The sequence below is a fragment of the Mesorhizobium sp. P3_A2 genome, from assembly GCF_056403115.1.
On sequence record NZ_JBFUGC010000012.1, the window covers coordinates 144693 to 164143 of the forward strand.

General features: G+C 65.7%; 14 protein-coding genes. 13 read left to right on the forward strand and 1 reads right to left on the reverse strand.

From position 1 onward, the window contains the following. The first annotated feature begins 24 nt into the window (after window positions 1–24). Genes AC1DXM_RS25330 through AC1DXM_RS25350 form a run of 5 tightly spaced genes read left to right on the forward strand, consistent with a single transcriptional unit; the run spans window position 25 to window position 7458 of the window. Window positions 25–1431, forward strand: a complete 1407-nt coding sequence (locus AC1DXM_RS25330; protein ID WP_477237299.1) for an SWIM zinc finger family protein — start codon at window positions 25–27, stop codon at window positions 1429–1431. Next, window positions 1428–2867, forward strand: coding sequence for a DUF5691 domain-containing protein (locus AC1DXM_RS25335; RefSeq protein WP_477237301.1), 1440 nt, complete (start codon window positions 1428–1430; stop codon window positions 2865–2867). Before AC1DXM_RS25330 ends, AC1DXM_RS25335 begins: the two co-directional genes overlap by 4 nt. Window positions 2868–2886: 19 nt before the next feature. Then, window positions 2887–3966 (forward strand): ATP-binding protein, encoded by a 1080-nt coding sequence (locus AC1DXM_RS25340; RefSeq protein WP_477237303.1) that lies wholly within the window; start codon window positions 2887–2889, stop codon window positions 3964–3966. A gap of 4 nt (window positions 3967–3970) precedes the next feature. Further along, on the forward strand, window positions 3971–6220 hold the full coding sequence (locus tag AC1DXM_RS25345) for a DUF5682 family protein (RefSeq protein ID WP_477237305.1): 2250 nt from the start codon (window positions 3971–3973) through the stop codon (window positions 6218–6220). A 2-nt stretch (window positions 6221–6222) separates the two neighbouring features. After that, window positions 6223–7458 (forward strand): VWA domain-containing protein, encoded by a 1236-nt coding sequence (locus AC1DXM_RS25350; RefSeq protein WP_477237307.1) that lies wholly within the window; start codon window positions 6223–6225, stop codon window positions 7456–7458. Here the strand turns inward: AC1DXM_RS25350 and tssH are convergent, their stop codons facing one another. Further along, complete coding sequence (gene tssH / locus AC1DXM_RS25355; RefSeq protein WP_477237373.1) at window positions 7459–10275, reverse strand: type VI secretion system ATPase TssH; 2817 nt, start codon at window positions 10273–10275, stop codon at window positions 7459–7461. It lies immediately after the preceding gene. 326 nt (window positions 10276–10601) lie between these two features. Here tssH and tssA point away from each other — a divergent pair, with 326 nt between their 5' ends. The 8 genes from tssA to tagH are packed head-to-tail and all read left to right on the forward strand — an operon-like array spanning window position 10602 to window position 19451. Next, on the forward strand, window positions 10602–11780 hold the full coding sequence (gene tssA / locus AC1DXM_RS25360; protein WP_477237309.1) for a type VI secretion system protein TssA: 1179 nt from the start codon (window positions 10602–10604) through the stop codon (window positions 11778–11780). 6 nt (window positions 11781–11786) lie between these two features. Continuing rightward, window positions 11787–12326: a type VI secretion system contractile sheath small subunit gene (tssB, locus tag AC1DXM_RS25365; RefSeq protein ID WP_477237311.1), complete on the forward strand. Its 540-nt coding sequence runs from the start codon at window positions 11787–11789 to the stop codon at window positions 12324–12326. Between the two features lie 3 nt (window positions 12327–12329). Further along, on the forward strand, window positions 12330–13838 hold the full coding sequence (gene tssC / locus AC1DXM_RS25370) for a type VI secretion system contractile sheath large subunit (protein WP_112565910.1): 1509 nt from the start codon (window positions 12330–12332) through the stop codon (window positions 13836–13838). A gap of 54 nt (window positions 13839–13892) precedes the next feature. Next, window positions 13893–14342: an Hcp family type VI secretion system effector gene (locus tag AC1DXM_RS25375; protein ID WP_192256823.1), complete on the forward strand. Its 450-nt coding sequence runs from the start codon at window positions 13893–13895 to the stop codon at window positions 14340–14342. Continuing rightward, entirely contained in the window at window positions 14329–15084 is a 756-nt protein-coding gene (tssE, locus tag AC1DXM_RS25380; RefSeq protein ID WP_477237376.1) for a type VI secretion system baseplate subunit TssE, read from the forward strand. The genes AC1DXM_RS25375 and tssE overlap by 14 nt, the downstream gene beginning before the upstream one ends. A 1-nt stretch (window position 15085) precedes the next feature. After that, window positions 15086–16960: a type VI secretion system baseplate subunit TssF gene (gene tssF / locus AC1DXM_RS25385; protein ID WP_477237314.1), complete on the forward strand. Its 1875-nt coding sequence runs from the start codon at window positions 15086–15088 to the stop codon at window positions 16958–16960. Beyond that, window positions 16924–17967: a type VI secretion system baseplate subunit TssG gene (gene tssG, locus AC1DXM_RS25390; RefSeq protein WP_477237316.1), complete on the forward strand. Its 1044-nt coding sequence runs from the start codon at window positions 16924–16926 to the stop codon at window positions 17965–17967. The genes tssF and tssG overlap by 37 nt, the downstream gene beginning before the upstream one ends. Next, entirely contained in the window at window positions 17964–19451 is a 1488-nt protein-coding gene (gene tagH / locus AC1DXM_RS25395) for a type VI secretion system-associated FHA domain protein TagH (RefSeq protein ID WP_477237318.1), read from the forward strand. The genes tssG and tagH overlap by 4 nt, the downstream gene beginning before the upstream one ends.

Genomic DNA, 19451 nt, shown 5'->3' on the forward strand with positions numbered 1-19451 from the left:
ATTTGGGGTGACGAGAGGCGCGGCTTGGAATTCGACCTGAAAACCATCGAGGCGCTGGCCCCCGATCAGGCGTCGCTGAGCGCCGCCTGGAAGCTGACCAAACGCTCGAACTGGCCACGGCTGGAAAAGAACGAGCAGCAGGCCTTGATCTGGGGGGAATGCCAGGGCTCCGGCTCCAATCCCTACCGCACCGTGGTCGACACCGGCGACCACGGCTACAAATGCACCTGCCCGTCACGAAAGTTTCCGTGCAAGCATACGCTGGCGCTGATGTGGATCGCCGCCACCGCGCCGGCCAGCTTCACTGCAGCCGAATCGACGCCGGAATGGGTGAATGACTGGCTTGGCCGGCGCAAGAAGACGACAGCCCAGCCGGCGGCTGCGAAGCCGGGCGCCGGGGCCTCCGGCAAGAGCATCGGCGAGGCCTCGCAACCCGACGAAGACACCGCAATCGAGGACGCTGCCGCGGCGGAGCGCCGTGAGGCGGCGCAGCGCAAGCGTGCGGAAGACACGCGGTCTTCAGTGGCGGGAGCACTGGACGAACTCGACCAATGGATTGCCGACCAGCTGCGGCTCGGCCTCTCCGCCTTTGCCGATGCCAGCAGCGAGCGCTGCCGCCGGATTGCCGCGCGGCTGGTCGACATGAAGGCGACCGCGCTTGCCGGGCGCATCGACGAGATCCCAGCCCGGTTGATGGCGCTGCGCAGCGAGGAACGTTCGGATGCGGCGATCCGCGAACTCGGCAAGCTGGTGTTGCTGGCCAAGGCCTGGCGCTCGGCGCCCGACGATCCCGAACTGAAACGGCTGGTGTCGGCATCCGAAACCCGCGACCAGGTGCTGGCCAATCCCGAGGCCAAACAGGTCGACAGCCAGTGGGAAGTCATCGGCGAGAAAATCGAAACCCGCCGCGACGGCCTCGTCAGCCATTCGACCTGGCTGCTCGATCTCAAAAGCCCGACGCCGCAATTTGCGCTGCTGCTTGATTTCTTTCCGGCCTCGGCCGGCCGCCGCTCGGCGGCGTTCACGCCCGGCGACCGGTTCGACGCAAGGCTGGTGTTTTACCCGTCGCGCCAGCCGCTGCGGGCGCTGGTGGCGGAGCGCAAAGGCGATGTGGTGTCCGGGGCATGGCCGGATTTCGGCTTCGGCGCAATCAAGGATCCGCTCGCGGCGCATGCATCGCATCAGGACGCAACACCCTGGTCGACCGACTGTCCGCTGATGCTGCCGGCCGGCGCGATCCTGCTCGACGAGCGCGGCGCCGCCTGGTGGCAAGCTGCGCACGACCCGCAAGGGATTGCCTTGCCTGTCGCTGGAACCGTCGATCAGACCGTGCTTGGCCTCGATCTCGCGGCGACAGCAGCACTGTGGAACGGCGCGCGGCTCGATCTGCTCGCCGCGCAAAGCGGCTTCGGGAGGCTCGATTTGTCATGAACGAGCTCGAACTGACCGGCCTGGCGACGATGCGCGACTGCTGGATCACCGGCGGAACCACATTCGATCTGGCCCCCGCCGCGTGGAAGGAAATCGCCGCCGGTGCACCCCCGGACGAGCGGGAACGGCTGTTGCTGGCGATCGCCGCGCAGGCGCTCGATGTCGGCTTGCGGCCGGCAGCGCCAAAGACGCTGAAGCGGCGCCCGCCGCTGCCAAGGCTTGGGCTGCCGCTGCTGCCGGAACGGTTGCGGCCACTGTTGCGGGCGGCCCTGAAGAACGCCGCCGATGCGCGTCGCAAGGCGCGCGTGGCGACGCTTGTCGCCAGCCGCGGCTATGTGCTGCATCCGATGGACTGGATGCCGCCGGCATCGGATCACAACAGCCCTGACATCTATGCCCCCTGGATCGACTGGCAGGCCAGCTTGGAGGGGCTGAAGATTGCCCCGCAGGAACAGCTGACGGCACAGAATTGGGACGACTTCTATCCCGCCGCGCGTCGCATCGCGCTGGGCGAGATGCGCCGCCGCGACCCGGCCACGGCCCGCAGCCTGATCGAAGCCAAAGCGCCGGGCGAGCCGGCTGAAGTCCGGCTGGCACTGATCGAACTCATGCATTTCGGCCTGACGCCCGCGGACGCGCCGTTCCTGAAGAGCCTCGCCACCGACCGCTCCGGCAAGGTGCAGGAACTGGCGGGACGGCTGCTGGCAAGGCTGGGCGAGCACGGCCGCACCGGCGATGGCGGCGCCGACGATCCCGTTGCCGAACTCGCCGCTTTCATTGCCGAAGGCAAATCCGGCTTCATCCGCCGCCGCACCACCTACACGCCGGTAAAGCTGAAATCGCCGGCGCAGGAAAAGCGCCGCGCTGAATTGTTCGAGACCTGCAACCTGGTCGACCTCGCGACACGCTTCGGCGTCAGCGAGGCCGATTTCATCGCAGCCTGGCAGTTCGGCAGCGACAGCACCGCGGACATCTACATCGCACGAATGGTCGCCGCTTCCGGGAGTGATGCAGCGGTGGCGCAGATGGCCGATACGCTGGTCGCCGAGGGCGGCAAGACGGCGCCTTTCGTCCTTCATCTCATGCCGCGCCTGGACAGAAGCAGGAAGCGTGCCTTGGTCAGGCTGATCCTGAAAGACACGAAATATCTTGGCGCGCTCAACCTTGCGGAAGGCGTCGAGGCGAGCTGGCTGGAATGGCCCGATTTGGCGAACAGCCAGACCTTGCCGGCATTGCGCTCCGCTGTCGCCGGCAATGACGACGCCATGAAGCGGACCATCGACGACATGTTGGAAACGATGGGCTTTCTCGGCACCGCGGCGACGGCCGAAAAATTGATCGGCGACATTGTCGCGGCCGGCATGCCGCCGGCGGCAGCTTCGCTCGCTTTTCTGCGGCTCAATGCAGCCCTGACCGGGCCAGGACCCAACACATGAGCAATCGGAGAACAGCACCATGAACGCAGCCATTCGTCTTCCGGTCGAGCAGGCCTATGCATCCGAACTGCAGGCGCTGGCACGCGGCGACGACCGCCAGAAGCCGGCGGGATGGAGCCTCTCGCCGAAGGCCGTGCTGACCTATCTGCTCGGCGGCAAGGCCAGCGACGGCACGGTGATTTCGCCGAAATATGTCGGCCGCCGCCGGCTGATGGAAACCGCGGTGGCGACGCTCGCCACCGACCGCGCGCTGCTGTTGCTCGGCGTTCCCGGCACCGCGAAATCCTGGGTGTCGGAACATCTCGCCGCCGCCATCATGGGCGACTCGACATTGATCGTGCAGTGCACGGCCGGCACCGACGAGAACCAGATCCGCTATGGCTGGAACTATGCGCAGCTCTTGGCCAAGGGACCGAGCCAGGAAGCGCTGGTGCCGACGCCGCTCTACCGCGCCATGGAGAGCGGCAAGCTCTGCCGGCTGGAGGAACTGACGCGCATGGGGTCGGACGTGCAGGACACGCTGATCACCGTGCTGTCGGAAAAGATGATGCCGATCCCGGAGCTCAACACCTCGATCTACGCCCAGCGCGGCTTCAACATCATCGCCACCGCCAACAACCGCGACAAGGGCGTCAACGAACTGTCCTCGGCGCTCAAGCGCCGCTTCAACGTGGTCGTGCTGCCGCTGCCCGAAGACATGGCCGAAGAGGTGGCGATCGTTTCCAAGCGGGTCGACGAGATGGCCGGCGGGCTCGACCTGCCGGTGCCAAAAAATGTCGGCGAGGAGATCGCCCGCGTGCTGACCATCTTCCGCGAGCTGCGCTCGGGCGCGACCGCTGACGGCAAGGTGACGCTGAAGACGCCCTCGGGTTCCCTGTCGACCGCCGAGGCGATCGCCACCATGGTCGGCGGCCTCAGCCAGGCGGCATGGTTCGACAGCGGCAAGCTCGGCGCCGAAGGCCTGGCCGCCAGCCTTGTCGGCGCCATCATCAAGGACCCGGTGCAGGACAAGGTGGTGCTGGAGGAATATCTGGAAACGGTGCTCAAGAAGCGGCCCGATTATGCCGGCTACTACGCGGCGCTGAACGCAGCGATCTGAGGTCATGAACGACGTCGCCTATTTCGGCATCCGCCATCACGGGCCTGGCTCCGCCGCCAGCCTGGTGCAGGCGCTGCGCGACCTGCGGCCGGTCGCCGTGCTGATCGAAGGACCGAGCGATGCGTCCGCCCTGCTGCCGCTGCTGGCGCGTCCGGAAATGCAGCCGCCGGTGGCGCTGCTTTGCTATCCCGAGGACGATCCGGCCGCGACCAGCTTCTGGCCATTCGCCGAGTTTTCGCCGGAATACCAGGCGGCGGTGTGGGCGGTGGAGAACAAGGCGGCGTTGCGGTTCATCGACCTGCCGTCGTCGGCGCGGTTCGCCGAACGAACAACCGACGACGACAAAACTGAAAAGGGCGACGAGACCAAGCCCAACGACGAAGCCGCCGAGGATGGCGAGGCGGCTTCGCATCGCGATCCGATCGGCACGCTGGCTGCGGCCGCCGGCTATGAGGACGGCGAGAGCTGGTGGGCCGACATCATCGAGCAGAACCCGCAGCCGGGTCCGATCTTCGCGGCCATCGCCGATGCGATGACGACGCTGCGCGACGGCGAAGGCACGATCGCGCCGTTCGAGGCCAAACGTGAAGCGCATATGCGGCAGGAAATCGCCGCCGCGCGCAAGGAGTTCGACGGACCGATCGCCGTCGTCTGCGGCGCGTGGCACGTGCCGGCCCTGCAGGCCGCGCACACGCAGAAGAACGACCAGGCGCTGATCAAGGGAATTGCCCGGCGCAAAAGCATCATGACATGGGCGCCGTGGACGGGACCGCGCCTGGCGCTGGGCTATGGCTATGGCGCCGGCGTTGTTGCGCCCGGCTGGTGCAAACATCTTTGGCGCACGCGTGACCGGCGCGATGCCGCGACTTTGTGGCTGGCGATGATCGCGGCGGTGCTGCGGGCGAAGGGCCACCTGGTCTCGACGGCATCGCTGATCGAAGCCGAACGGCTTGCGCGCACGCTGGCCGCCATTCGCGACCGGCCGAAACCCGGTTTCGAGGAATTGCGCGACGCCGCGATCGCAGCGCTGTTCAACGGCGAGGCACTGCTGTGGTCCCTCGTTGAAGCCGAGCTGCTTTTGGGCGCGGATGTCGGCGAGATCCCACCCGACACGCCGCTGGCACCGTTGATCGAGGACCTGCAGCGCAACCAGAAAGCGGCACGGTTGAAGCCGGAGGCGCTGGAGCGCGAACTGTCCGTCGATTTGCGCAGCGAAAGCGGGTTGTTTCGCTCGACATTGCTGCACCGGCTGAACGTGCTCGGTGTGCAATGGGGCAGGCTGGCCGACGCCGGCCGCAGCCGCGGCACGTTTCGCGAAAAGTGGACGCTGGCCTGGGAGCCGGAATATGCCGTGCGCCTGGTCGAGAACCTGATCTATGGCCCGACCATCGAAAAGGCGGCCAATGGCCGCCTAATCCAGATGCTCGGCGCCGCGGTCAGCCTCGACACGCTTGCAGCCCTTGTCCAGAGCGCCATCACGGCTGACCTGTCCGAGGCCTCGAGCGCCGGCCTTGCGGCGCTGGAAGCGCGCGCGGCGCACAGCAGCGAATGCCTGGAAATCCTGGCCTCGGTGCCGCCGCTTGCCGACATCATCCGCTACGGCGAGGCGCGCAGGACCGAAACCAACCGGTTGTCCGGTTTGTTGGAACGGCTGATCGTTGAAGGCGCAATCGCCTTGCCTTATGCGGTGCGCGATCTGGACGAACAGGCCGCCGCGACGCTGGTCGGCGCGGTGCGCAAGGCCGACGCGGCGATCCGCCTGGTCGAGCCCGGCGAAGGCGTTCTCGATGCCTGGCGCAATGGGCTGACCGGCGTACTGGAAGGTCCGCGCTCGACGGCGCTGCTCGCCGGCTGCGCCGCGCATCTGCTCTACGAAGCCGGACAACTGTCGGCCGAGGACGCCGCCGGACTGCTCGGGCGCAGGCTGTCGCCGGGAACGCCGGTTGCACAGGCGGCGGGTTTCTTTGAAGGTTTCTTCAGCACCGCCGGTCAGCGGCTGATCTATGACGAGGGCCTGCGCGGCGCGGTCGATGCGTGGCTGAAATCGCTCGACGAGGACGCCTTCGTCGCGCATCTGCCGCTGCTGCGCCGTGTCTTCTCCAATCTGGACAGCATGGAGCGCCGCCGGCTGATCGAGGCCGTGCTCGGGCGCACCGCGCGGCTGCCGGCCGGACTGACGCCGGCGCCGGATGGCGGCGAGGGCTGGCGCCGGCACCTGGAGAAGCTTGGGCCCCTGCTGGCGGGCGGAGCGTGACGATGGAAGACGAAACAAACATGGATACCTCCGCCGCGCCTTCTGGCGACGGCGGGCGCGAGCGCCGCTGGCGGCTGGCGATCGGCGCCGACGATGAGGCTTCTTCAGCCCTATCCAGCGACGACAAGAAACTGTCGTCGGCGCTCGATGCGCTTTACGGCGACGGCGCCAATGCCGATGCCGACCCACGCAAGCGGCGCGGCGGGCTCGGCCGCTCGGCGCCGCGCGTGGCGCAATGGATGGGCGATATCCGCTCGTTCTTTCCGGCGCAGGTGGTCCAGATCGTGCAGAAGGATGCCTTCGAGCGGCTGAACCTGAAGCAGATGCTGATGGAGCCGGAATTCCTCAAGGCGATCGAGGCCGACGTCAACCTCGTCGCCGACCTGATTTCGCTGCGCTCGGTGATGCCGGCCAAGACCAAGGACATCGCCCGCACCATCATCGCCGACATCGTCGCCAAGCTGATGCAACGGCTGGAGCAGAAGACCGCCGAGGCGATCCGCGGCGCGCTCGACAAATCGCGACGCACCAACCGCCCGCGCCAGCGCGACATAGACTGGCCGCGCACCATCTCGGCCAATCTTCGCCATTACCAGCCCGAGCACAAAACCATCGTACCGGAAAAACTGGTCGGCTTCATGCGCAAGCAGCGCCGGCTGGTCGATCTCGACGAGGTGGTGCTGTGCGTCGACCAGTCCGGCTCGATGGCGAGCTCGGTGATCTATGCCTCGATCTTCGCTGCTGTCATGGCCTCGCTGCCGGTGGTGCGCACCAAGCTGGTCTGTTTCGACACGGCAATCGTCGATCTGACCGAAGAGCTCAGCGACCCGGTCGAAGTGCTGTTCGGCGTGCAACTCGGCGGCGGCACCGACATCAACCAGGCGGTCGCCTACTGCGCCGACCGCATCGAGCGGCCGACCAAATCCCACTTCGTGCTGATCACCGACCTCTATGAGGGCGGCAACGGTCAGGACTTGCTGCGGCGGCTGGCGGCGCTGGTGCGGTCCGGCGTCAATGTCGTGGTGCTTCTGGCGCTGACCGATCAGGGCCGGCCGGGCTACGATCCGGCGATGTCGGCCTCGGTCGCTGCGCTTGGCATTCCGGTCTTTGCCTGCACGCCGGACCTGTTTCCCGACATGATGGCGGCGGCGTTGCGGCGCGAGGATATCGGCGCCTGGGCGGCGGGCGCAGACATCAAGCTGATCCGCGCCGAGACGGAGGCGAGCAGTCACGTCTGACTATTCGAACGAATAGGCAAACCCGTCAGCGGAAGCGCTGACGGTGACCTTGGTCATCTTCTCGCCGTCAAGCGACCGGTTGAGCACGCCGCGGCTGAGTTCCGGCAGCAGCGTGTTGGTCAGGATGGCGTCGATCATGCGGCCGCCGGACTCGATCTCCGTGCAGCGCGCCTTGACCAGCGCCATGACGCCGTCGCCGATGACCAGTTCGGCGTCGTGGCTGGCGCGCAGACGCTTTGCGATCTTGGAGAACTGGTGGCGGGTGATGGCCTCGATCATCGAATCCGACAGCGGATAGTAGGGTATGGTCACCACGCGGCCGAGGAAGGCCGCCGGAAACACTTTCAGCAGCGGGGCTCGCAAGGCAGCATCCAAACCGTCGAGCCCTGCCCTCACCGTGCCGTTCTGGGTCCGCTCCATGATGACTTCGGAGCCGACATTGGACGTCAGCAGGATCAGCGTGTTCTTGAAGTCTATGCGCCTTCCCTCGCTGTCATCCATCATGCCCTTGTCGAAGACCTGGAAGAAGATTTCGTGCACGTCGGGATGCGCCTTCTCGACCTCGTCGAGCAGGATCACCGAATAGGGTTTTCTGCGCACGGCCTCGGTCAGGATACCGCCCTTGCCGTAGCCGACATAGCCGGGCGGTGCGCCCTTGAGAGTCGAGACGGTGTGCGCCTCCTGGAATTCGGACATGTTGATCGAGATCAGGTTCTGCTCGCCACCGTAAAGCGTTTCGGCCAGCGCCAATGCCGTCTCGGTCTTGCCGACACCTGACGGGCCGCAGAGCAGGAACACGCCGACCGGCTTTTCCGGCGCGCCGAGCCCGGCGCGGCTGGTCTGCACCCGCTTGGCGATCATCTCCATCGCATGGTCCTGGCCGACGACACGCTCGGACAAAGTCTCTGCGAGCTTGAGCGCCTTCTCGGTCTGGCTGGACAGCATTCTGCCCGTCGGAATGCCGGTCCAGTCCTGGACCACGGCAGCGACCGCATTGCGGTCGACGGAGGGCAGGATCAGCGGCGTCTCGCCTTGCGCCGTGGCAAGCTCGGCCATGAGTTCACGCAGCCGCGCAAGATCGGCGGCCGGGTCGGCTGGAGGCGTGTCGGCATCCGCCGCAGCCGTTCCAGCCTTGGCCTTGGATTTTTTGCTCTTGGCCGTTTCAGCCTTTGCCGTTTCAGCCTTGGGCGGCTCGGCCCTCGGCACCTTGGTCTTTTCCGCGTCGGGCGCTGCCGTTTCGGCGTCAGCCTCGGCGGTTGCTACCTCATCGAGCGGCACGCCCTCGCCGCGCAGCCGCGCGCGCAATTCGAGGATCTCGGCTACCAGCGCCTTTTCGCGCTCCCAGCGCTCCTGCGCAGTAGCGAGCGTGGTCTCAGTCTCGGCGAGCCCGGCTTCGACCCGCGCCTGCCGGTCGGCCACTTCGATGCCGATCGCGGCTTCGCGGCCGATGATGCCGCTTTCAACCTCCAACGCCTGGCGGCGGCGCAAAATGTCCTCGACCTCGGCCGGCGTCGCATGCTGCGAGACCGCGACCCTGGCGCAAGCGGTGTCGAGCAGGCTCACCGCCTTGTCGGGCAATTGGCGCGCCGGGATGTAGCGATGCGACAGGCTGACCGCCGCCTCGATCGCCTCGTCGAGGATCTGCACCTCGTGGTGCTGTTCGAGCACGCCGGCGACGCCGCGCAGCATGAGCACAGCCACCGCTTCCGACGGCTCGTCGATCTTGACCACCTGGAAGCGGCGGGTGAGCGCCGGGTCCTTTTCGATGTGCTGCTTGTATTCGGCCCAGGTGGTTGCCGCGATGGTGCGCAGCTCGCCGCGCGCCAGCGCCGGCTTCAGCAGATTGGCGGCGTCGCCGGTTCCGGCGGCACCGCCGGCGCCGATCAGCGTGTGCGCCTCGTCGATGAACAGGATGACCGGCGTCTCCGAAGACTGGACCTCGTCGATCACTGCCTTCAAGCGCTTTTCGAACTCGCCCTTGACGCTGGCGCCGGCCTGCATCAGGCCGACATCGAGCATGCGCACGCTGATGCCTTGCAGCGGCGGCGGTACGTCGCCCTGGGCGATGCGCAAGGCAAAGCCCTCGACCACCGCGGTCTTGCCGACGCCGGCCTCGCCGGTCAGGATGGGGTTGTTCTGCCGGCGCCGCATCAGGATATCGATGATCTGCCGGATTTCCGGATCGCGGCCGACGACCGGATCGATCTTGCCGTCATGGGCGCGCTGGGTGAGGTCGGTGGCGTATTTCGCCAGTGCAGAGTCTCCACCCGGAGCGCGCCGAGGCGCTTCAGCGGTGGGAGGAGCCGCAGCCGCAGCGCCGGCTTCGAGTGAACCCTCCACCACCTCGGCGAAGCGGGCGATGACCGCGTCGGCGTCGATCTTGTCGAACTCGGCGCTGATCTTCGACACCAGGCCTTCCAGCACCGGCGTCTTCAGGCAGGCGAGGACGATATGGGCGCTGCGCACCTCCTCCATGCCGAATTCCAGCGTCGCCAGGTTCCAGGCTTCCTGGATGGCGTGGAAGATGTGGTCGGAAAATTCCTCGATCGAGGTGGCGCCGTAAGGCAGTTTGTCAACCGCGCGCGTCATGTCGCTGGTCAGCCGGCTGGCATCGATGCCGGCATCGGCAATGATCATCTGCACATCCGATCGCTCGGACAGCACCAGTTGCTCGATGAAATGGACAAGCTCGACGTAAGGATTGCCGCGCAGCTTGGCGCTGTCGGCGGCCGCCTTGAAGGCGCGCAGGCAGACCGGATTGAGCTTGCCCACCAGTTCCTTGCGTTTGAAACCCTGCGATGACCGGCGCTGTTCCATCGAACGTGCTCCTGCAATCTGCCCGTCGACAGCCTGCCACATAAGCAGCCGCTTGACAAAGCGCGTCATTCAGCCGGCCGCTTCCCTTTGTGGAAAGTCCCGCGCCACCAAATGCAGACAACCACGATTTTTTCCAATTCTATGCGATGCGCTTCACATACGGGGGCTGGGCAAGCAGGCCATAGATTGCGCCATTCGAGATGCAGTTGCACTGGCTCGCATTAGCGCCCGTTAACTTTTGAGCGGTTTGCCGAATTGTGGTAGGGTGCAACCGTGTGCTAACGTTGGGTCACGTACGGTTTTAGAGCCGGTCGCTGGGGGTAGCTGTGATCGATCTCGCACTCTGGCTTGCTCCGTTGGACGGTGAAAATCCGTCAGGCGGAGACTTGCGCAACGATCCGGTCTTTCACGAGCTCGAGCGCCTCACCGAGCCGCAGGTCAAGGTCGTCCATGACGGGCGCAACAAGCCTGCCGCGCAATCGACGATTCCCGTCGATTGGCCTGCCGTTCTCAGCAAGGCCGAGGAATTGCGTTCGCATGGCCGCGACCTGCGCCTGCTTGTCATCGTCGCCCGGGCACTCGCCAATGAAGAAGGGCTCGCCGGGCTGGCACAAGGCCTGACGCTGATCGCGCGGACTTTCGAGGCGCATTGGGAGACGATGCACCCCGCGCTGCGGCCCGGCGGCCAGCCGCGCGACGCCGCCTTGCGCCGCCTCAACGCGCTGGCCGACCTGCAGAATAACCAGGACGGGCTACTGGCGAACCTCAGGCAAATGGTTTTCTTCGCCCCACGACCCATGGGGCCGATCACTGGACGCGATCTGGAACAGGGCGCGCTCGACGACCGCGTCATGCTTCAGGAAGCGGCGTCGGGATTGAATGCCGCCGAAAAGGCAGCGCTGGTCAGCGCGCATGGGCAGCTTCTGAACCGGGTGGGCAGCGGATGCGCCGCGCATCTGGATCAGGCCGGCGAACAGATGACGGCACTGATAGCCGATACTCACGCCGCGATCGGAGCGCTCGACGCGGTCGACACGGCGCTGAACGCCCGGCTTGAGGGCAGCGGCGCGGCGGTTCCGGACCTGAAGCGGTTTTTGCAGCGCATGCTGACGACGCTGGAACGCAACACCGCGGTGGAAACGACGGCCTCGGCGGCGACGAATGGCGCAGCCAGCCCGGCGCCCGCCACGGCAAGCCCGGCAATGCCGGCCAGAAACGGTCATGGAGCCGAGACGATGGCAAGCTACGCAGAGCCAAGTGCGGGGCTCCCCGACAGGATTTCCTCGCGCGACGATGTGGTGAAGTGCCTCGACCTTGTGGTGGCCTTCTACGACCGCACCGAGCCGTCGAGCCCGATCCCGCATCTCGCCCGCCGGGTGCGCCGCATGGTGCACATGGATTTCGTTGAACTGATGGAAGATCTCGCCCCGTCGGGGCTGAAGGAATTCCGGCTGCTCGCCGGCGTTCCTGACGCCAAGAAGACTGCCCAGAAGGATGAAAGGTAGCAACACATGCCAGCCGAAAGCAAAGCGAAGGTCATCGAGCGAAATCGCGCCCCGCGCGTGCAGATCGCCTACGATGTCGAAACCTACGGCAGCCCGACGACGATCGAACTGCCGTTCGTCATGGGCGTGATGGCCGACCTGTCGGGCGCATCGCAGACCAGGGAAGCGGCAAAGACGGTGCTTGAGCGTTCCTTTGTCGAGACCGATGCCAACCGCTTCCCCAAATTCATGGAAGCGCTGGGACCCAGGGTCAAGGCGCGGGTGAAGAACACCCTGCCGCAGGCCGAAGGCCAGGAGCGCGACGAAGAGCTCGCGCTCGACCTGACCTTCACCAAGATGGGCGATTTCGCCCCAGACAAAATCGCCGAACAGGTTCCGCAACTGGCCGAGATCCTCAAGATGCGGCGCCAGCTCGAGGAACTGCTCGGCTTCATGGACGGTCGCGTCGATGCCGAAAAGCGCATCGCCCAGCTGCTGAACAATCAGCCGCTGCTGGCACAGATCGCCAGCCAGGCGATGTCCGACGACGACAAGGGCGAGGAATAAATCATGGCCGAACAGCAAAAGACCGCAGCATCCGTCGCCGAAGCCGAGGCCGTCGATCTCGGCGAATTCAGCCAGCTGCTGGAGAAGGACTTCAAGGTCAAGAAGGACGACAGCGAGAAGCTGCAGCAACTGGTGCGCAACCTGGCGCTGGCGGCGCAGTCGCGCTCCGAGACGACGACGATTTCGTCGAACTCGATCAAGTCGATCAAGTCGCTGATCGCCGGCATCGACAAGATGCTGACGACGCAGGTCAACGAAATCCTTCACGCCCCGGAAGTGCGGGAGATGGAAGGCACATGGCGCGGCCTTTGGTATCTCATCAACAACACCGAGACGGATGCGAAGCATCTCAAGATCCGGGTGATGAACATCTCCAAGGAGCAACTGGCGGACACGCTTGAAGACTATGAAGGCCAGATGTGGGACCAGAGCCCGATCTTCAAGAAAGTCTATACGGACGAGTATTCGATGCTCGGCGGCGAGCCGATCGGCTGCATCGTTGGCGCCTACGAGTTTTCGAACCATCCGCGCGACGTCGGCCTGCTGCGCAACATATCCGGCATCTGCGCCTCGGCGCACACGCCGTTCATCGCCGCCGCTTCACCGCGGCTGTTCCGTATGGACAGCTGGCAGGAACTGCCCAACCCGCAGGACCTGCAGATGATCGTGAACAATCCGGCCTATGCCTCGTGGCAGTCGCTGCGCGAAAGCGAGGACGCCCGCTATATTGGGCTGACCATGCCGCGTGTGCTGGCGCGGCTGCCCTACGGCTCCGAGACCGTTCCGGTCAAGGGCTTCTCCTTCGAGGAGGAGGTGCATGGCGACCACAACAAATATGTCTGGATGAACGCCGCCTTCCCGATGGGCGTCAACATCAACCGCAGCCACAAATTGTTCGGCTGGGGCACGCAGATCCGCGGCGTCGAGAACGGCGGCACGGTGCTCAACCTGCCGGTGCACGCTTTCCCGACGGATGACGGCTCGATCGCGATGAAATGCCCGACGGAAGTCGCCATCGATGACCGGCGTGAGGCGGAACTGGCCAAGCTCGGCCTGATGCCGATCCTGCACCGCAAGAACACCGATCTGGCCGCCTTCATCGGCGCCCACTCGCTGCAGGATGACGAGACGCGTGCCGGACGCCTTGTCGATCCCGACGCCCAGTCCAATGAACGGCTCTCCGCCAACCTGCCGTATCTGTTCCCGGTTTCCCGTTTCGCGCACTACCTCAAGGCCATTGCGCGCGACAAGATCGGCTCGTTCAAGGAACGCTCCGACATGCAGATCTGGTTGACCGAATGGATCAACCGGTACGTGCTGGCCAACCCGGCCTTCGCCGACGACAAGGCGCGCGCCAAGCGTCCGCTTGCCGCCGCCGAGGTGCAGGTCGACAGCGTGGAGGGCCGGCCGGGCTACTACAACGCCCGCTTCTATCTGCGCCCGCACTACCAGCTGGAAGGCATCAACGCCTCGCTCAGGCTGGTGTCGGAACTGCCGTCTGTGAAGACTTGATTGCAGCAACCAAACCTTTTCGTTTGAAAGCGGTGGAGAAAGAAAATGCCGACCATGAAAATCGATGGTTTTTTGAAAGTTCCGGACATTAAAGGCCCCAGCACCCGCGACGGCCACGACGACGAGATCGAGATCCATGGCGTCGACTACAAGATGGTGGCGCCCTATGACCCGAATTCGCTCTCGCGCCGCGGCCGTGTGTCGATGGGCATGATCAAGTTCACCAAGCACTATGACAAATCTTCGCCCTATCTCGCGAAGGCCCTGTTCGAGAACAAGGCGCTGGACGAGGTCAAGTTCTCCGCACGGCGGACCATCGACGGCGAGAGCAAGGACTATCTGGTCGTCACCCTGACCGATGCCTCGATCATGGAATACGACATGTCGCAGGCCGACGATGAAGCCGACCTGATCCAGGAGGAGGTCTCCTTCGCCTACAAGAAGATCAAGTTCGTCTATGACGACAATGACGAAGCCGAAATGGATGTCTATGTCGGCAAGTGAGGGGCGTGCAAAGCGCCCTGCCGCGGACAAGGCACAGGCGGGCGGTTCACGGGCCAAGCGCGAGGCAGTACAGCCTTCGCTCTGGGACCGCCTCGTCAACGATTTGCCCGGCCTGAGTTCCGAAATAGACGGGCTCAGGCAGGCTCTACACGACGAACTCGGCGAGGAGCGCCTCGACGAGCTGCTGGCGGATGGACCGAGGCGCATCGACGCCGATGAGGCGCTGAACCCCGATCAAAAACGCCGGCTGCACAGGCTGGCGTTTCAGAACCGGCACCGCGGCGAGCTCGAAAGCCGCGGCATCGTGGTGTCGCCCGACGTGCTGCGCGAGGCAGTGCGGCGCGACATCGAGGCGTTGTTCAACACCGAACGCTTCGAGTCGACGCCCATGCTTTCCGATCTCGAAGCGGAGCAGATGACCGACAGTCCGACGGCGCTGGACGACTTTCCGGAGGTGCGCCGCAGCGTGGTCAATTATGGCGTGCCGTCCTTCTCCGGCCGTTCGTCGCGCGACTTCGACCGCGATGTGCTGGCGCGCGAGATCCGCGCGGTGCTCGCCACCTTCGAGCCGCGGCTCAAGGAGAGCGCGACGAAGGTCTCGGTCAATCTTGGCGACAAGACCGGCCTGAAAATAGAGATCGATGCGGTGCTGATCATGACGCCGACGCCGGAGCGCATGCGCCTGCGCACGACGATCAATCTCGACAACGGCCTGGCGCGCACCGAGTTCAGGGAAGCCTGAGATGGACCGGGTCTTCGTAGAATATTACGAGGAAGAACTGTCCCACATACGCGGGCTGGCGGCGGAGTTCGCCGACATGCATCCAGCCGTCGCCCGCAATCTGTCGCTGGATACAGTGCCGTGTCCCGATCCCTATGTCGAGCGGCTGCTCGACGGCGTCGCCTTCCTCGCCGCACGCACGCGGTTGAAGGTGGACGCCGAACGCTCGCGGTTTTCGCGCGCCATCCTCGACGTGCTTTATCCCGATCTCGTCACGCCGGCGCCGGCAACCGCCATGGTGGTGCTGAAGCCCGGCCAGCAGGTGCAGACCATGCTTGCCGGCCATGTCGTCAAGCGCGGCACGCGGCTGGTCTCCAGCCTGCAGGCCGGCCTGTCGACACGCTGCACTTTCACCACCGCGCAGGACATGACGCTGTTTCCGATAGCGATCAGTTCGGTCGGCTATTTCCAGGACCGCAGTGCGCTTGCCGCCGCCGGTATTGGCCCGATCGGCGGCCAGGGCGGCGAAGCCGCGCTGCGCATCACGCTTGCCCCGATTGGAAAGGTCAAACTGGGCGAACTGGCGCTCGACCGGCTTGACCTCTACTTCGCCAACCGCACCAAGGCGCCGCTGACGTTCGACGCGATCTTCGGCGTCTGCGCGAGCGTCGGTGCAAGACCTGAAGGCAAGACCAATCCGCTGTCGCCTCTGCCGGCGCCGGAGATGGTGGGCATCGCCGATGCCGAGGCGATGATGCCGCGCACGCGGCCGACCTTCGAAGGCTACCGCTTGCTGCGCGAATATTTCATGATGCCCGAGCGCTTCCACTATGCGCGCGTAACCGGCTTGCAGCCGGTGGTGCGCAAATGCCAGGCGGGGCTTGAGATCGTCTTTTTGTTCAGGCGTCCGGTGCCCGAACTCGCCGATCTGACGCCGGCGGATTTCGAACTTTTCGCGACGCCGATCATCAATCTCTTCGAGCGCGAGTGCAACGTCATCGAGCTTGATCACCGCAAGACGCGCCAGGTGCTGCACGCCGACCGCACGCGCGCGCGGGATTTTGAGATCTACCGCGTGATCCGCGTCGAAGATGCCGACGCCGAAGGTCCCGATGCGGAAATACCGGAGCTCTTCAGCCTCGGACAAAACCGTGGCAGCGGCTGGGTCTATTCGACCGAGCGGCGGCCGCGTCGGCCAACCGAGGACGAGCGCAGCCAGGGCGTGACGCGCACCTCCTATGCCGGCGACGACGTCTTCCTGGCGATCTCGCGCCCGGTCCACAGTCAGGCCAACCGGCCGCTCAAGCGCGTCGACATCGTGGCGCTTTGTACCAACCGCGACCTCCCCATCCTCGACGACACGCCGACCCTGACGCTGGAAGCCGGCGACCCGGTGGAGACGGTCCGGCTGCTCGGCGCGCTGCGTTCGCCGCAGCCGGCCATCCCCGCGGCGCTGCCGGCCGGCGCCGACGGCGAGTCGCGCGCCGACGATCTGGCCTGGCGGCTGGTGTCGCAGCTGGCGCTCAACTTCCTCAGCCTGGCCAAGGAAGGCCGCGGCGTCGATCCGCTGCACGCGCTGCTCGATCTCTATGCCGAACGTGGCGATCCCGGGCTTGCCCGCAATGTGCGCTCGATCGTGCGCATCGACTCGCGCGCGGTGATCGAAAGGCTGGCGATCGAAGGTCCGATGTGTTTCGGCCGCGGCACTGAGGTGACGCTGCATGTCGACCAGTCAGTGCTGGCAGGACAAAGCACCTTGCTGCTGTCAGGTCTGCTGTCGCGGCTGTTTGCCCGTCATGCCGGCATTAATGGGTTCGTGCGCACCCGCACGCGATTGCTCCAGAAACAGGAGGATGTGCCATGGCCGATGACGCCCGGCAATCGCTACCTGATCTAGAGCGAGCCGCAACCCTGTCCGAGAGTTTCGACTTCTTCGAACTGCTGCGCCGGCTGGAACGGCAAGGCGGCCTGTTCGGTCATTCCGGCCGGCCGGACCGGGAGCCGGCTAGGCTCGGCCAGAATGTGCGGCTGTCCTTCGCGGTGCAGGACGTGGTGGATTTCCGCGAGCCGACGGACACGTTGCCGGCGCGCGTCACGGTCAACAATCTCGGCCTGCTCGGGCCTGAAGGGCCGATGCCGCTGCATCTGACGCGCTGGGTGCTCGATCGCCTGTCGCAACGCTGGTACGCGGGTGCGGAGGCACGGCAGACCAGCGACACCACCTTCGTCGATTTCGTCAACATCCTGCAGCACCGGATGATCGCGCTCTACTACCGCGCCTGGGCGGATGCCCATCCGGCGGTGCAGGTCGAACGCGGGGTCGGCGGCCGCGTCCGTTCCATGCTCGAAGCAATGGCCGGCATCGGGCTGCCGGGCACGCAGGATGCCGAACTCGATGCCGTAAAACTGCGCCAGGCCGCCTCGCTCGCTTCCCAGGTCGACGGCCCCGAGCGGCTGACCCTGTTCATTGCCGAAGCCTTCAAGGTGCCGGTGGTGCTGAAGGAGTTCGTCGCCGCCTGGCTGACCATCCCCAAGGGGCTGCAGAGCCGGCTTGGCGGCAGCTATGCCACGCTCGGGCGCAGCGCCACCATCGGCCCGCGCTCGTTCAGCCGGCAGAGCCGCATCGAGCTGCGCATCGGCGCACTGAGCTACAAGGATTACAAGGCCTTCCTGCCGGGCGGCGAGCGGCTGAAGCTGTTGAAGCAGGCGGTGCGCGACCTGATTGGCGAAACCATCGATGTCGATCTGAGGATCGTGCTTGCGGCAAAGGCAGTGCCGCCGGCGAAGCTCGGAACCGTCCAGCTTGCCCGCACCACCTGGTTGAAACGGCCCGTCGAAAAGGGAGATGCCGACGACATGCGGCTGCGCACCATTGTCGGCTGGCGGGAAGAGGTGGCGGCATGAGCCTGCTGCTGACGCTCGAACAGGGACCACGCGCACAGGTCACGCGGCAGGCGCGGCTGGACGAGGGTGAGCTGGTGATCGGCCGCAGCGCCGATGCCGACTGGCAGATCAACGATCCCGACATGTTCGTCTCGCGCGCCCACTGCAAGATCACCAGCCAGCAGGGCGGCTATTTCGTCACCGACACCTCCAGCAGCGGGTTGTTCATCGACGATGCCGCCAGCCCACTCGGCGCGGGAAACACGGCGCGCCTGCAAAGCGGCATGCGGCTGCGGCTGGGCGACTATGTGGTGTGGGTCGATCTGCAGACGGCGAAGACCGAAGCGCCGGCCTCCAGACCCTCAGCGCCCGCCAGTAAGCCGGCGGCGTCGCGGGCACCGGTCAGTCTCGGCGGCGACGATTTCTTTTCGTCCACGACGGAAGAAGAGCCGAGACGGCCGCGACCCGCCGACCTGCCCGATCCGTTCGAGAAGCCGGTGCCCGGCGCATTCGCGCGCGCGCTCTCCGACGAACGCAGCTCGCAGGCGTTCGACGATCCATTCAGCCTCGACCCGGTGGCGACGCCAGCGCCGGAGGCCGCCACCGACAAAGGCGGCGGCAAGCCGCTGTTCGATGACCCCTTCGGCCTCGACTCCGCGCCGCTGTCAAGAGAGCCGATCAGATCCAGTTCCGAGAAGCCGCCGGCCTTCGATGACGGGTTTGGTTTTGGCCCTGCCGAGTCCACCAGCCTCGACGCAGGGGTGACGGATGGCGGCGGAACCGATGCGCCCTCGCCTGCCCCTTCTCCTGCGCCTTGGGACCTGCCAGTCCGCGCGGCCGAGCCCCCGCTACGGCAGCCACCACCAGCCCCGTCTCCACCGCCGCCGCGCACTCCTGTCCGGCAAGCTGCGGCGCGGCCGTCGGCCGGACAGTCGGACGCGGAATTGCGCGCCGCTTTCCTGCGCGGCATGGGAATGGACGAGGCCGATTTTCCCGGCCGCGACCCGGTGGCCGATATGGAGAAGTTCGGCCGCGAATACCGGCTGATGATGGAAGGGCTGATGCAGCTTTTGCGCAAGCGCGCCGAAGAGAAGGGCAATGCCCGCGTCGCCCAGACCGTGGTCGGTGCGTCCGAAGTCAATCCGCTCAAATTCCTGCCCTCGGTCGACGATGCGCTGGTGACCATCCTGGCCGAGCGCAGCCCCGGTTTCCTCGGCGCCGAGGCGGCGATCAAGGATGCAGTACGCGACCTCGCGCAGCACCACGTTCGCGCCTGGCGCGGCGTGCAAGGCGCGCTCAAGCGCATGATCGATCGCTTCGATCCAGCGGCGATCGAGCAGGAACTGAAGTCGAGTTCGGCGATCGGCAATCTGCTGACCGGCGGGCGCGGCGCCAAGCTCTGGGAATTGTACCAGAAACGCCACCGTGAAATCGCTCACAGCGCCGAGACGCGCTTTCTGGGCGAAATCGGCGCTGATTTTCGAGACGCTTATGAGGAGGACTAG